Here is a 13,525-nt window from a genome sequence, read left to right as displayed (position 1 = left end):
TTTCGGGCGCCGTGCGGCCACGAGCGGCGCGGCGCCCACCCCCTTCGCACCACCCCCGTAGTCAGGAGTTCCCGTGGCCATCTCGGTCTTCGACCTGTTCTCGATCGGCATCGGCCCGTCCAGCTCCCACACGGTCGGCCCGATGCGCGCGGCCCGGATGTTCGCCCGGCGGCTGCGCAACGAGGAACTGCTCACCCCGACCGCGAAGGTCCGCGCGGAGCTCTACGGCTCGCTCGGCGCCACCGGCCACGGCCACGGCACGCCCAAGGCGGTGCTGCTCGGTCTGGAGGGCGACTCGCCGCGCACGGTGGACGTGGAGACGGCCGACGCACGGGTGGAGGCGATCAAGGCCGACGGCCGGCTGAGGCTGCTGGGCGAGCACGAGATCGCGTTCTCCTACGACGACGACATGGTCCTGCACCGCCGCAAGGCCCTGCCGTACCACGCGAACGGCATGACCCTGTGGGCGTACGACGCCTCGGGCGCCGAGCTGCTGACGAAGACGTACTACTCGGTCGGCGGCGGCTTCGTCGTCGACGAGGAAGCGGTCGGCGCGGACCGCATCAAGCTCGACGACACCGTGCTGAAGTACCCCTTCCGCACGGGCGACGAGCTGCTGCGCATGGCCGGGGAGACGGGCCTGTCCATCTCCGCGCTGATGCTGGAGAACGAGCGGGCCTGGCGCACCGAGGAGGAGATCCGCGCCGGACTGCTGGAGATCTGGCGGGTGATGGAGGCGTGCGTGGCGCGCGGCATGTCCCGCGAGGGCATCCTGCCGGGCGGTCTGAAGGTGCGCCGCCGGGCCGCCAACACCGCCCGCAAGCTGCGCTCCGAGGGCGACTCCAAAGCCCTCGCCATGGAGTGGATCACGCTCTACGCGATGGCGGTCAACGAGGAGAACGCGGCCGGCGGCCGGGTCGTGACCGCCCCGACGAACGGCGCGGCCGGCATCATCCCGGCGGTCCTGCACTACTACGTCAACTTCGTGCCCGGCGCCGACGAGGAGGGCGTGGTCCGCTTCCTGCTCGCCGCGGGCGCGATCGGCATGCTGTTCAAGGAGAACGCGTCGATCTCCGGCGCCGAGGTCGGCTGCCAGGGCGAGGTGGGCTCCGCCTGCTCCATGGCGGCGGGCGCGCTGGCCGAGGTCCTCGGCGGCTCCCCGGAGCAGGTCGAGAACGCCGCGGAGATCGGCATGGAGCATAACCTCGGCCTGACCTGCGACCCGGTCGGCGGCCTGGTCCAGATCCCGTGCATCGAGCGCAACGGCATGGCCGCGGTGAAGGCCGTCACGGCCGCGCGCATGGCGATGCGCGGCGACGGCTCCCACAAGGTGTCCCTGGACAAGGTCATCAAGACCATGAAGGACACCGGCGCGGACATGTCGGTGAAGTACAAGGAGACCGCGCGGGGCGGGCTGGCCGTCAACATCATCGAGTGCTGAGGGGCCCGGGCGGCGTCGAGCGGCTGTCGCCGCGGTCGTGGCGGTCGTGGCGGAAGGAGCTGTGGCCGCCCGAGCCGGTGAGGCGGCCTCAGTTCCTCGAAGACCGGACGCAGTTGCGAGGGCCGAGGTTGTTCGCGGCGGCCACCCGGGGAGCCGACCCGGAGCGCCAACTCCGCACCGGATGCACGGCCGAGCGGGGGCCGGCAGTCACCCGGCCGAGCGGGGCGGCGGTCACCGGGCCGACTCGCGGACGTCCGCCACGGCCGCGGGCAGATCGGCCGGGTCCTCGGTGACGACGATCGCCACGACGGTGTCCGTGCCGGGCCAGTCCTCGGCGAGGACGACCCGGGGGCGGGCGAGCGCGGCCACGGCCACCTCGCCTGCCGGGCGTCCGTCCTGGGGCAGCAGCACCATGGCCGCGCCGCGACTCGGCTCGGGGGTCTCGCCGGGCAGCTCTCCGTCGGTGAGCAGGGCGAGCAGCGCCTCGTAGGGACGGACGGCACCCTGGTGCGCGTACGGGATGAGGTGGGAGTTGATCAGGTCGCCGCCGAGCCGTCCGCCGACCTCCAGGACGACGGGGCCCGTGGAGCCGAGCCGCAGGTCGACATGGAATCCCCCGGTCCCGAGGCCGACGGCGAGCACGGCCTGCTCGGCGGCCCGCATCAGATCCTTCACCTGCGCCTCCGCCAGAGCGGAAGGGACAGCCGTGGCCCACGACGGGGACAACGGCCCCTCGACGCTCTTGTCGGTGACGCCGAGGATCCGCACCGTGCCGTCGGAGACGACACCGGAGACCGAGTGCTCGGAGCCGTCGACGTACTCCTCGACGAGGAAGTCGCTGGTCTTGGAGTAGTTGGCGGCCGTGAGCGCGAACACCTCGTCCAGGCCGGTGTCCTGGGTGATCAGCGCCATGCCGCGGCCGCCGGAGCAGTGGGCGGGCTTGAACACCAGGGGCCGGCCCGCGGTGCCGAGCTCCGAGACGGCGGCCCGCAGCTCGTCGCGTGTCCGGCCCGCCCGCCAGGGCGGGTTGAGCCCGTACGGCTCCATGGCCCGGCGCTGGGCCGCCTTGTCCGTGGTGACGGCCGCGGCGTCGGTACCGATGCCGCGCACGCCGAACCGCTCGGCGAGCAGCGCGGTGAGGCCGACGTACTTGTCGCCCCAGCAGGCGACCGCGACGGGGGCCTGGTCCGGGGCGGCCTGAGCGGCCTGCTCCGCGAGCGAGGAGCAGCGGTCGAAGGAGCCGAGCCGGTGGCCGGGCAGCCCGGTGTGGGAGACGTCGGCGTCGGAGGCGACGTGGACGCTCAGTCCCCGCGCGGCGGCGGCGTCGAGTTCGGCGCGCCATTCCAGGGGTGAGCGCCGCATGCCGAGGTAGAGCACCGAGCTGCTCCCCGTCTCGCCGCCGTCGTCCGCTGCCGTCGGGGTCGCCGCGGGGGTGTGTGCTGTCGTCATTCGGTCGGACACCGTTCCCGTTCGCAAGTTGACAATTATTCGCAAGTTGACAATTACACGTCAGTCCACAGCAGCCCGTGCCATGGTGGTAGACACCAACTCCCCCTCCCCCACCAGCACTTCAGGGAGCCCCCATGCTGCGCGGCATAGACGTGAGCGCCTACCAGCCCTCCTCCTACAACACCGACGGCCTCTCCTTCGTCTTCGTCAAGGCGACCGAGGGGCGTTCCTACGTCAACCCCAGACTCGCCGCCCAGACCAAGCGGGCCCGCGACGCCGGGCTGGTCGTCGGCTTCTACCACTTCCTGTGGCCCGGCAACCTCACCGCCCAGGCCGAGTACTTCGTCGGCAAGGCCCCGGACCGGCCGGGCGACATCCTCGCCGTCGACTGGGAGACGACCAGCAACGGGACGCACGCGAGCAACGCGGAGAAGGACCTGTTCATCCGGAAGCTGAAGGACCTCCGGCCGAACAACCAGATCATTCTGTATGCGAACAGGCATTTTTGGCTGACCATCGACAAAACCTCCTACGCGGGCGACGGCCTGTGGATCGCCGACTACGTCAGTGCCGGGAAGCCGCGCATCAAGGCCAAGTGGCGATTCCACCAGTACACCGACGATCCGCTGGACAAGAACGTGGCCGACTTCGAGAACAAGGCGGCGCTGCGGAAGTGGGCCGAGGACGCCTGACACGCCTAGTAGCGCTTCGTTACGTTGCGTGATCTCGGCTGATCGTGGGCAGCTTCCCGAAGTGAGGTTGGGGGAAGTGGAGCGGCTCCGGGGCGAGTTGGCGGAGTTCGTTGCCGATGTGTTCGGGTCGGTTCCGCGGCGGGATCAGCGGCGGTGGGGCGAGTGTTATCTGCGGGGCCTGATGCTCGACGGCCGGCGCAAGTCGATCCAGCCGATGGCCGAGCGTCTGCCGGACGGGAACATGCAGGCCCTGCAGCAGTTCGTGAACCAGTCGCCATGGGATCCGCTGCCCGTCAGGCAGCGGATCGCCGAGCGGCTGTCCGAAGTGGTCAGGCCCGAGGTGTGGGTGATCGACGACGTGTCGTTCCCCAAGTGCGGCACAGCGTCGGTGGGGGTGGCCCGCCAGTACTGCGGAGCGGTCGGCAAACGGGCGAACTGCCAGGTCGCGGTCAGTGTCCATGCCGCCACCGACACCGCCTCGTGCCCGTTGCAGTGGCAGTTGTATCTGCCGCGTGAGTGGACGGACGAACCGGACCGATGCCGCAGGGCAGGAGTCCCCGACGACGTGGTGCACCAGGAGAAGTGGCGTCTCGCGCTCGGCCTGCCGGACACCCTCGCCGACTGGCAGTTGAAGGCGCCGATCGTGGTCGCCGACGCCGGCTACGGCGTCAGCACCCCATTCCGGCTCGGCCTTGAGGAGCGGGGGCTGTCCTATGTCCTGGCCCTGAACGGCAAGGAAGTCGCCCACCCGGAGAATGCCGAGCCGCACCAGCCTGCTTATGGCGGACTCGGGCCGCCCACCCTTCCCCGCTATCGCACCCCACCACGAGCCGTCTCCGTCCTCGCAGCGGAGGCCGGCGCCGACCGGTTCACCGAGGTGACCTGGCGGCAGGGCAGCAGGGCAGCGATGACCTCACGATTCGCGGTGCTGACGGTGCGGCCCGCGGGCAAGCAGTCCCTCGCCGCGGCTCAGGAGGCGGGCGGCGGCCGCACCCGGTGGGACGGAGTCCTCCCCGTCCAGACACTCCTCGTTGAATGGCCGGACGGCCAGGACACTCCGACGGACTACTGGATATCGAATCTGCCTGCCACCACACCGGCCGCTGACCTGGTGCGGTGGGCGAAGATGCGCTGGCGGATCGAGCACGACTACCGCGAGCTCAAGCATGGCCTCGGCCTGGACCACTTCGAGGGTCGTACCTGGCGCGGCTGGCACCACCACGTCACCCTCGTCACCGCCGCCCAGGCATTCCTCACTCTCAGGCGACTCGACCCAAAAGTCCGCACACCGGCCTGACCTTCTACCAGGTCCTCGACGTTCTTCAGGACCTGCTGAGGTGCTGGACCGGTACCTGCACCACCTGCGGACGCCCCCTGCCCAGCCCTCGGAGAAGCCGCAGACAGCCCAGAACCTAACGAAGCACTACTAGGGCTTGTCCGGCCGATCACCGGGCCTGCGTAGATATGGACGTGCGATGCAGCGGGTGTCATGATCACGCTGTCGTCGGGCGTGGGCCCGGTACGCAGGGGAGAACCCGTGAAGCTGTACCTCGCCGTGCCCCTTGTCCTGTTGGCGCTGCTCATCGCCGCATCCGGCGTTGCGGCGGTGATTAGCGGCTGGGTGCTTCCCATGAACCGGCGCCATGTTCGCGCCCCGCGGATCTATGGGTGGGGTCAGATGGTGGTGGCCTTTGCGCTGTGCTGGCAGCTGGTTTTCGGGTTGATGATCAGCGATTCCGGTGCTCGGCCGTCGGGAACGCTGATCGGCGCCGCGATTCTCCTTGCCGGCCTCATTGTCATGATGGTGGGTCAGCTCGCCGGTGGTAGCCGGACAGGCGGCGGCACACCGTGAATCCTGTCCGGGCGGTCATGTTCGGAGCCAGATGACAAGGGCAGCTGCTGTAGCGGTGCCAAGGAAGACGTAGCCGCGCTTGTCATAGCGCGTGGCTACGGCCCGGGACTGCTTCAGCCTGTTGATCGCTCGTTCCACGGTGTTGCGCTTCTTGTACCGCTCTGCGTCGAAGCCTGGTGGCCGTCCGCCGCGCGAGCCTTTGCGCAGGCGGGCGGCCTGGCTATCGGACTTCTCCGGGATCGTGTGTTGGATGCCCCGATGCCGCAGGTGCTCGCGGCACGGGCCGTTGCTGTATCCCTTGTCGGCCGCCACGCTGTCGGGCTTCGTGCGGGGCCGGCCCGGACCGACCCGCGGAACGCGGATCTTTGCCAGCACTGTCTGGAACTGGGTGCAGTCCGCCCGCTGTCCGCCAGTGACGACCAGGGACAGCGGGCGCCAACGGCCGTCCGCGCTCAGGTGGAGTTTGCTGGTGAACCCGTCCCGCGAGCGGCGCAGGCCCTCACCTCCTGCACCACCTCCACCAGCCGGGCGAGCAGGCTTTGCCACGGTGTTTCGCCCTGGTGTTCTGCCGCTTCGGCCCCCTTTGACGCGGGCACCGGCGGCGGTTCCGTCCTGGCACCGGCCGCGTGCTGATGGGCCCGCACGATGGTGGAGTCCACCGAGATGCCCCAGTCGACCTCGCCCGCGACATCGGCAGCGGCCTGAACCTGCTCCAGCAGACGCCCCCACGTCCCGTCGGCCGACCACAGTCGGTGGCGTTCATAGACGGTCTTCCAGGGGCCGAACCGCTCGGGAAGATCCCGCCACTGCACTCCGGTTCGCACCCGATGCAGGATCCCATCGATCACCTGTCGGTGATCCCGCCATCGGCCCCAACGTCCAGGCTCTCGACGGCCGCGCGGTCGACGTTGATGGGAGCCAGCACCTTGCCTCGCCGGAGCTGGGTGCAGTGGGTCCTGCACAGCCCCTTCGTCAGCGGAAACCGGCCAGATGACCGGTCGCAGGTCCACCCGTCCCCGCCCGCTTCACACACCCGCACTTCGTTCCCCCTGCTACTGCATCCTGTCGACCTACCATCCGATCAGCGAGGGCGCCGAACGCATGTGACGCTCTCGCACATCAGACCGTGCAAGCTCGGATCACAGGGGTCGGTCCACGCGTCACTCGGCCTCGCGCCTCGCGCTCGCCAGCAGGCGCGTTACTGCCCTCGCGCGGAAGCCGGTACTGATGACGGGCGCGCATGGCGTACTCACGGGCCGGCTCCGGGAACGCCGCTCGGGTTTCGGCTCGGAGGCAGGTGTGGCGAAGTGATGGGAAGAAGAGGGAAGTTCAGGGTGTAGGTCGAGAAGCCGTGAGCGCCTCCGAGGAACAGGGGGCAGCCCGGGACCGGGTCGTCACCCGGAGGCTTCAAGGGTTGAGCTCTCTCCAAGGGGCGGGGCCGGGTGCCGTATGTGGGGGGAGTGCAGTCGATCAGGCGGCCGGGCTGCGAGAGGCACGGCGAAGGAGGGGCCAGGGTATAGAGAGGGTGCGCCAGACGTCGTCCGGATCCGCCTTCACGACTGCCGTGTGCGCATCGGCCCGTGGACCTTATGCCCGGAACTCCGGCTTGCGTTCCGGGGACGCCTCCGCCAGGGCCTTCGTGACCGCCTCTACGTCGCCGCGCAGGCCGTAGACCGGGGTGTCGGGCTGCTGGCGCCAGGAGTCGTCGATGCCGCCCGCGTCGACGGTGTCGAAGCCGAGTTCGTCGATCAGGTCCCGTACCTTGCGCTTGGCCGCCTCGTCGTCGCCGGCCACCGGGAGGGCCATGCGGTCGGGGTCGCCGGCCGGGAGCGGGCGGTCCAGGATGTCCTGGGCGTACGTGCCGTTGAAGGCCTTGATCACGGGGTGGCCGATCTGCCGTTCCGTCCAGCGGCTCTCGGTGAGGCCCTCGTCCTCGATCGCGACGATCCTGCCGTCCCGCTGCCGGGGGTAGTAGTTGCCGGTGTCGATGACCGCGACGCCGTCGGCCGCCTCGTCGAACAGGCCGGACGGCAAGTCGGGGACCGCCTTCAGCGGGACGGTGACGACGACGATCTCGGCGCCCCGGGGTGCCTCCTCGACCGTCACGGGTGTCGCGCCGGTCTCCTCCGCAAGGGCCGTGAGTGTGTGCGGACCTCGGGAGTTGGCGACGGACACGTCGTGACCGAGGGCGGTGAGCCGCCGGGTCAGATTGCCGCCGATGTTGCCGGCTCCGATGATGCCGATCTTCATGTCCTCGCCTCGCCCTTCCGGGGATCGGTGACGCCTTGGCCTCCTCGCGGGGCCTTCGTGAACAGGGTCAACCTCCGGAGCGGATGGGCTATTCCGGTGTCCGGGCCGGCGCGAACGGGTCCTCCAGTTCCCCGCGCAGCACCTCCGCCGCCCCCTCCGCGTCCCCGTCCGCCACCGCCCGGACGAGTGCCTCGTGCGCCTCGTCGCCGGTGTCCGGGTCGTCGGCGCGCAGGCCGGTCAGGGACAGCAGCTCGATCAGGCCCTCGCGCAGGACGGGGGTGAACTCGGCAACAGGTCGGCGAGCACCGGGTTGTGGGCGGCGGCGACCACGGCGGCGTGGAAGGCGATGTCCGCGTCGACGAAGGCGGCGTCGTCGGCCGTGCCGGCGGCGCGGCGGCCCTCCAGCGCGGCCCGGAGCACCGTGACGTCCTCGGGGGTGCGGCGGCGCGCGGCGAGCCGGGCGGCGTGCACCTCGACCGCCATCCGGACCTCGTAGACGTCGGCCGCCTTCTCGGGCACCCACCAGGACGCGATCAGCAAGGGTCTGGCCCGGCACGCAGAGCGGGCCCGGGAACTGGGCGTGCCCGAGCGGCAGGCGCCCTGGTCGGTGCCGTACCTGCCGATCGACCCGGCCGACGTGGGCCGCTCCTACGAGGCGGTGATCCGTGTGAACTCGCAGTCGGGCAAGGGCGGCACGGCCTACCCGCTGCGCACCCGTCACGGCGTCGGCATCCCCGCGCGCATGCGGCCGGACTTCTCCCGGGCCGTGCAGGAGGCGACGGACGACAGCGGGCGGGAGATGACGGCGAAGGAGCTGTACGCGCTGTTCCGGGCGACGTACGTGGTGGAGGACGGGGAGGTGGCGCTGGAGGCCTGGTCCGTGCACCGCGACGAGACCGGCGGCCACCGCTTCGTGTGCACGCTGCGGACCGGCGAGCGCACCGGCGACTACGAGGGCACCGGCGGCGGCCCGGTCTCCGCGTTCGTCGACGCGCTGGCCGGCGCCGGGATCACCGTGGACGTGCTCGACTTCTGCGAGCAGGCGGCGACGAGGGCACGAACGCCTTCGCCGAGTGCCGTGTCGGCGGCAGGACGTGCTGGGGCGCGGGCCGGGACTCCTCGGCCCTGGGCGCCTCGGTCCGGGCGGTGCTGGCCGCGGTGAACAGGGCGCTGCGGTGACGCGAGTCGTCCTGCGGGCCGAGGACGTCCACGTCGTACGCGACGGCCGGCCGATCCTGGCGGAGGTGTCACTGACCGTCCGGGCCGGTGAGCACTGGGCGTTGCTCGGCGCGAACGGCGCGGGCAAGTCGACCCTGCTCGGCCTGCTCGGCGCGCTCGTCCACCCGCCCCGGGGCTGCGTGGAGGTGCTGGGCCACCGGCTGGGCCGGGTCGACGTGCGGGAGCTGCGTGCGCACGTCGGGCATGTCGACCCGCGGCATCCGCTCACCTCGCCGCTGCGGGTACGGGACGTCGTCCTGACCGGCCTGACCAACTCGGTGGAGCCGCTGCCCCGGTGGCGTCCGGCGCCGGAGCAGCGGGAGCGGGCGGAGCGGCTGATCCGGACGCTGGGGCTCACCGAGCACCGTGAGGCGCGCTGGCCCACGCTCTCCCAGGGTCAGCGCGGCCGGACTCTGATCGCCCGGGCCCTCATGCCCGAGCCCCGGCTGCTGCTCCTGGACGAACCGGCCACCGGCCTGGACCTGCCGGGCCGGGAGCAGCTGATCGGGGCGCTCGGGGAACTGCGCCGGGAGCATCCGCACCTGGCGACGGTCCTGGTCACCCACCACCTGGAGGACCTGCCGGCCCACACCACGCACGCCCTGCTGCTGCGCGAGGGGCGTGCGCTCGCGGGCGGCCCGGTGGCCGGGGTGCCGACCGCCGACCGGCTCGGCAAGTGCTTCGACCTGCCGCTGACACTGGAGCGGCACGACGGCCGCTGGAGCGTACGCACGGCACGACGGGGATGACGTGGGGCCCGGTCCGTCCGAGGACGGGCCGGGCCCCACGACTCGCAGCGCCGGAGCGCCGGCGTCACTTGTTCAGGTAGCCCCAGAACTCGTCGAAGCTCAGCTTCTTGTCGCCGTCGAGGTCGCGGGTCTTGATGACGACCTCGGCGACCGACTCGGTCACGTTCCAGTCGCCGGACCGGGCCAGAGCGGACTTGAACTCGGCGGCGGTGATGAATCCGTCGCCGTCCGTATCGATCTGCTCGAACTGCTTGCGTGCTTCCTCGATGTCCGCCACCGATCCGCCCCTACTCTCTGTTCTGCGTCTTGCTGACGCAGGTCAGATTAACCGCCCGTACGTGCGACCAGCGCGGCGACTACCCAGGCGAACTCCTCGTCGTAGGTCGGCTGGGGTCCGAGGCCGTTCACGATGGCCTGCAGCTCGCGGTAGCGGGCGACCCGGGCGTTGGAGGCGGCCGTGAGGCGTTCGAGCACGGCGGACCGGTCGGCGTGGCCGAGCAGTTCCCGCAGGACGTCATCGGCCTCCGGCGCCTCGGGCGCGATGCCACGCCGACGTGCCTCGGCCGCGAGCTGGACGAGCCGGCTCATGAACCACAGGGACGACCCGGCCGGGACGTCCGGCCCCCGGTCCTCCGCGTTGAACTTGATCATCCGCCGCATCTGCGCCCGGAAGCCGGGGTCCTGGATGAGCTCGGCGAGCTCCACCCAGGCGTCCACCTGCTCGGGCGTGGGGTCGTCGGGCAGCTGCGCGGCCGCGAAACGCAGCCTGCTGCGGATGTCCGGATCGGCCGTGTCGATCCCCTCGAAGATCTCGGCCATGAAGTCCTCGACGATCCGTCGACGCTCGGCCGCCGACAGCCGCGCCAGTTTGTTCATGAGTGTCATCTCCTCCGCGCTGGAACCACGTTTCGCCACTGTCGACAGCACCGCACGGGTCACCTTGAGCGACCGGATCTGCGCGTCCAGGGCGACCACGTGCGCGGCGGCGACCTGCGCGACCGTCGTCTCACCGGCCAGCACCCGGCGGACGTCCGCCAGCCCGAGGCCGAGTTCGCGCAGGGTCCGGATCAGCTCCAGCCGCGCCACGGACGCGGCGTCGTACAGCCGGTAGCCGCCCGCGGAGCGGGCCACCGGGGGCAGCGCACCCTCGTCGGACCAGTACCGGATGGTGCGCACGGTCAGTCCGGTGACCCGGGCCAGTTCGCCGATGGTGAGCAGTCCGGTGCCGTCGTCGATCATGTCTGGGAGTCTGGGCCTTCCAGTGGGTGGAGACTCAAGGAGTGCGTGGGTGGCGGACACTCTGGGGGACATTGTCGACGCGGCGGCACGGGGCGTCTTCCCGCCGGCGGACGGCCGTACGACGATCGTGCCGCAGCCCTCGCCCCGGGACGCGGGGGTCCTGGCCTTCACGGCTCACTCGGTCGTCTTCACCGACGAGGATCCCGACTGGGTGCGGCGGACGCTGGCCGGGACCGACTGCGACCGGCTCGCGGCCACGATGAACGCCCGCTTCCTGACGGCCCTCATGGACCGGACGGGACGTACGTCCGACACCGTCGACGTGCTGCTGACCGGTGCCGCGCTGCCCGGGGCGCCGTCGGTCGCGCTGGCGGAGATCGACGATCCCGGCCATCCGCGCGTGGAATCCGCACGCCTGCGGCGTGACGACGTGCGGGTGTGGACGGCGGACGGCGGGGTGCTCGTGCTCGGCCGTGGCGTGGCCGGACGGTGGGAGGTCGCGGTCGAGGTGGACGAGGGGACACGGCACCGGGGGCTCGGGCGGCGGCTGGTGGCGGCGGCGCGGCACCTGGCCTCAGGTGCGCCGGTGTGGGCTCAGGTGGCGGCGGGGAACGCCCGCAGTCTGCGGGCGTTCCAGGCGGCCGGCTACCGGCCCGTGGGCTCGGAGGTGCTGCTCAGTGCCAGGGCTCGTAGTGCGGGTTGCTCTGGCACTGGCTCATGATCTCGGTCTTGGTCTGCTTGTCGACCGGGCAGACGCCGACGATGTACTCGCGGGCGATGCCGCCGGGGAAGGCGACCTCCTGCTGGTCGGCCCACTTGTGGGTGTCGCCGATGGTCTTGTTGACGTCGACGCCGCCGGGGGCGTCGACGTAGTAGTTGAAGGCGGACTTCCACTTCTTGAACAGGTCGTGGTCGTACGTGGTGGACACATACGGGGACGGCTGGTTGACCAGGACGTACTTCTCCAGGTCGTACTGGCCGTTGACCACGTCCCGGGGACGGAAGCCCTCCTCGAAGACCACGGACGGGCCGCGGCCGTCGGCGCGGTAGAGGGTGCCGCAGCTGGTCCGCCAGGACGGGTCGGGGGTGATGCGGTCGACCTGGACCCGGCGGTCGGCGGCGGCCTTGATCTTGTCGTCGAACTGGACGGGGCAGGCGGCCGGTCCGGGGGCGGCGGGCTTGGCGGCCGCCGTCACGGAAGCCGCGGAGGCCGCGGGGGCCTGGCCGGGCGTGGCCGCCGTGGTCGTGAGGACGGCGGCGAGGGAGAGGGCGGCGGCAGCGGTGCGCCGCCGCAGGCTGGTGGTGGTCATGGGGAGCACGATCGCGGGCTCGCGGCGCAGGGCCGGGGACCCTCACCCGATCAGGGGAGTGTCAACTGCCCCTCGGTGGATGGCGGATGGCTCTCACCGGAAGATGCCCGTGTGGCCGAGCGAGTAGCGGCCGGGCTGCGGGTAGACCGCGAGGCCGTGCGGGCCGCTGCCGACGGGGATGCGGGCGAGCTGGGTGCCGGTGCGGGTGTCGATGGCGTACACCTCGGCGTCGTAGCGGCCGGACAGCCACAGCACCTTGCCGTCGGCGGAGACGCCGCCCATGTCGGGGCTGCCGCCGTCGGGCAGCTGCCACTTCTTGGTCAGCTTGCCCTGGGTGAAGTCGAAGACGGAGATCGTGCCCTCGCCGCGGTTGGACACGTACATCTCGCGGGAGTCGCGGCTGACGTACAGGCCGTGGCAGCCCTTGCCGGTGGGCAGCAGGGTGGGCTCGGTGAACCTGTCGCCGTCCAGGACCCACATGCCGTGGGCCATCATGTCGGCGATGTAGAACTTCTTGCCGTCGGGCGAGACCTTCACGTCCTGCGGCATGGCGCCCTCGAACGGCAGCCGCTGCTGCCCGACGACCTTCATCTTCTCGGTGTCGACCTTGAGCAGTTCGCCGCTGAACTCGCAGGAGACGATGAAGTAGCGGCCGTCGAGGGAGAAGTCGGCGTGGTTGACGCCGTAGCAGGAGACCGGGACCGTCTTCTTGATCTCCATGGTGTGCGGGTCGCGGAAGACCAGTTCGCGGTCGAGGGAGGCCATGACGACGGCGTACTTGCCGTGCGGCGTGAAGTAGAGGTTGTACGGGTCGTGGACCTCCACCTCCTTGCCCGCCTTGCCGGTCTTCGGGTCGATCGGGGTGAGGGTGTGGCCGCGGTTGTTGTTGACCCAGAGCGTCTTCAGGTCCCAGGAGGGGACGACGTGCTGGGGCTGCCGGCCCACGGGGATCGTCTCGATGATCTCGTACGTCTTGGGGTCGATGACGGAGACGGTGTCGGATTCGGTGTTGGGGACGTAGACCCGGGACGGGAAGTCCTTGACCACGGGCGACAGTTTGTTCGGACGGTCGGCCGCGTACACGTCCTCGGGGTCGAGGACGGGCGGCATCCCGGGCAGCCCCTGGACGGGCTTCTTCTCGCGCGGCGCGGGCACGGCGGCCTTGGTGCCGCGTGCCTCGGAGGTCCGTTCCCCGCCCTGGGTGCCGCAGGCGGCGAGGCAGGCGAGGGCGGCGCCCATGACAAGGGCGCTCTTCACAAAGTGGCGGTGCATTGCACCATTTAAGGTCCGCTTCGCGGGGAAACCGGTGATTCGCCCGATCGGCG

12 protein-coding genes and 3 pseudogenes are annotated in these 13,525 nt (G+C 70.9%); 7 read left to right on the top strand and 8 right to left on the bottom strand.

Annotated elements, in window-relative coordinates:
• Window positions 1-73 precede the first annotated feature (73 nt).
• On the top strand, window positions 74-1,441 hold the full coding sequence (locus PV963_RS32260) for an L-serine ammonia-lyase (protein ID WP_274819811.1): 1,368 nt from the start codon (window positions 74-76) through the stop codon (window positions 1,439-1,441).
• A 231-nt stretch (window positions 1,442-1,672) separates the two neighbouring features.
• On the opposite strand, the gene PV963_RS32255 is transcribed toward PV963_RS32260, so the two are convergent.
• Window positions 1,673-2,890: an ATP-grasp domain-containing protein gene (locus PV963_RS32255; protein WP_274819810.1), complete on the bottom strand. Its 1,218-nt coding sequence runs from the start codon at window positions 2,888-2,890 to the stop codon at window positions 1,673-1,675.
• A gap of 134 nt (window positions 2,891-3,024) precedes the next feature.
• Between PV963_RS32255 and PV963_RS32250 the strand changes: the two genes are divergently transcribed.
• From PV963_RS32250 to PV963_RS32240, 3 genes are all read left to right on the top strand, one after another.
• A complete protein-coding gene (locus tag PV963_RS32250) occupies window positions 3,025-3,582 on the top strand; it encodes a GH25 family lysozyme (protein ID WP_274819808.1) in 558 nt (185 codons plus the stop codon).
• A 61-nt stretch (window positions 3,583-3,643) separates the two neighbouring features.
• Window positions 3,644-4,879 (top strand): IS701 family transposase, encoded by a 1,236-nt coding sequence (locus PV963_RS32245; RefSeq protein ID WP_274819806.1) that lies wholly within the window; start codon window positions 3,644-3,646, stop codon window positions 4,877-4,879.
• 240 nt (window positions 4,880-5,119) lie between these two features.
• The gene (locus PV963_RS32240) at window positions 5,120-5,434 is read left to right on the top strand and encodes a hypothetical protein (RefSeq protein WP_274819805.1); all 315 of its coding nucleotides are present in this window, start codon (window positions 5,120-5,122) and stop codon (window positions 5,432-5,434) included.
• Window positions 5,435-5,449: 15 nt separating this feature from the next.
• On the opposite strand, the pseudogene PV963_RS32235 reads toward PV963_RS32240, so the two are convergent.
• The 3 genes and pseudogenes from PV963_RS32235 to PV963_RS32225 all read right to left on the bottom strand — a co-directional run.
• Window positions 5,450-6,384: pseudogene (locus tag PV963_RS32235) on the bottom strand (IS5 family transposase).
• Window positions 6,385-7,021: 637 nt separating this feature from the next.
• The gene (locus PV963_RS32230) at window positions 7,022-7,684 is read right to left on the bottom strand and encodes an NADPH-dependent F420 reductase (protein WP_425540965.1); all 663 of its coding nucleotides are present in this window, start codon (window positions 7,682-7,684) and stop codon (window positions 7,022-7,024) included.
• Between the two features lie 88 nt (window positions 7,685-7,772).
• A pseudogene (locus tag PV963_RS32225) lies at window positions 7,773-8,185 on the bottom strand (FCD domain-containing protein); the annotation flags it as partial.
• Window positions 8,186-8,189: 4 nt separating this feature from the next.
• Between PV963_RS32225 and PV963_RS32220 the strand changes: the two are divergent.
• Both PV963_RS32220 and PV963_RS32215 read left to right on the top strand, forming a co-directional pair.
• Window positions 8,190-8,863 (top strand): annotated as a pseudogene (locus PV963_RS32220) (alpha-isopropylmalate synthase regulatory domain-containing protein); the annotation flags it as partial.
• Window positions 8,860-9,651: an ABC transporter ATP-binding protein gene (locus PV963_RS32215; protein ID WP_274819803.1), complete on the top strand. Its 792-nt coding sequence runs from the start codon at window positions 8,860-8,862 to the stop codon at window positions 9,649-9,651. The pseudogene PV963_RS32220 and the gene PV963_RS32215, both read left to right, overlap by 4 nt.
• 64 nt (window positions 9,652-9,715) lie before the next feature.
• Here PV963_RS32215 and PV963_RS32210 read toward each other — a convergent pair whose 3' ends face one another.
• Both PV963_RS32210 and PV963_RS32205 read right to left on the bottom strand, forming a co-directional pair.
• Window positions 9,716-9,928: an EF-hand domain-containing protein gene (locus PV963_RS32210; protein WP_059422708.1), complete on the bottom strand. Its 213-nt coding sequence runs from the start codon at window positions 9,926-9,928 to the stop codon at window positions 9,716-9,718.
• 47 nt (window positions 9,929-9,975) lie between these two features.
• Window positions 9,976-10,890 carry a MerR family transcriptional regulator gene (locus PV963_RS32205; protein ID WP_274819800.1) on the bottom strand — a complete coding sequence of 305 codons (915 nt, stop codon included), beginning with the start codon at window positions 10,888-10,890 and terminating at the stop codon, window positions 9,976-9,978.
• Window positions 10,891-10,939: 49 nt separating this feature from the next.
• Between PV963_RS32205 and PV963_RS32200 the strand changes: the two genes are divergently transcribed.
• Complete coding sequence (locus tag PV963_RS32200) at window positions 10,940-11,611, top strand: GNAT family N-acetyltransferase (RefSeq protein ID WP_274819798.1); 672 nt, start codon at window positions 10,940-10,942, stop codon at window positions 11,609-11,611.
• On the opposite strand, the gene PV963_RS32195 is transcribed toward PV963_RS32200, so the two are convergent.
• Together PV963_RS32195 and PV963_RS32190 are read right to left on the bottom strand one after the other, a co-directional pair.
• Window positions 11,565-12,200 carry an ADP-ribosyltransferase gene (locus tag PV963_RS32195; RefSeq protein WP_274819796.1) on the bottom strand — a complete coding sequence of 212 codons (636 nt, stop codon included), beginning with the start codon at window positions 12,198-12,200 and terminating at the stop codon, window positions 11,565-11,567. The genes PV963_RS32200 and PV963_RS32195 overlap by 47 nt on opposite strands.
• Before the next feature lie 93 nt (window positions 12,201-12,293).
• Window positions 12,294-13,472 carry a YncE family protein gene (locus PV963_RS32190; RefSeq protein ID WP_274819795.1) on the bottom strand — a complete coding sequence of 393 codons (1,179 nt, stop codon included), beginning with the start codon at window positions 13,470-13,472 and terminating at the stop codon, window positions 12,294-12,296.
• Window positions 13,473-13,525 lie beyond the last annotated feature (53 nt).

Source organism: Streptomyces coeruleorubidus (assembly GCF_028885415.1).
GTDB lineage: Bacteria > Actinomycetota > Actinomycetes > Streptomycetales > Streptomycetaceae > Streptomyces > Streptomyces coeruleorubidus_A.
This window is presented reverse-complemented; position numbering and strand designations above follow the sequence as displayed.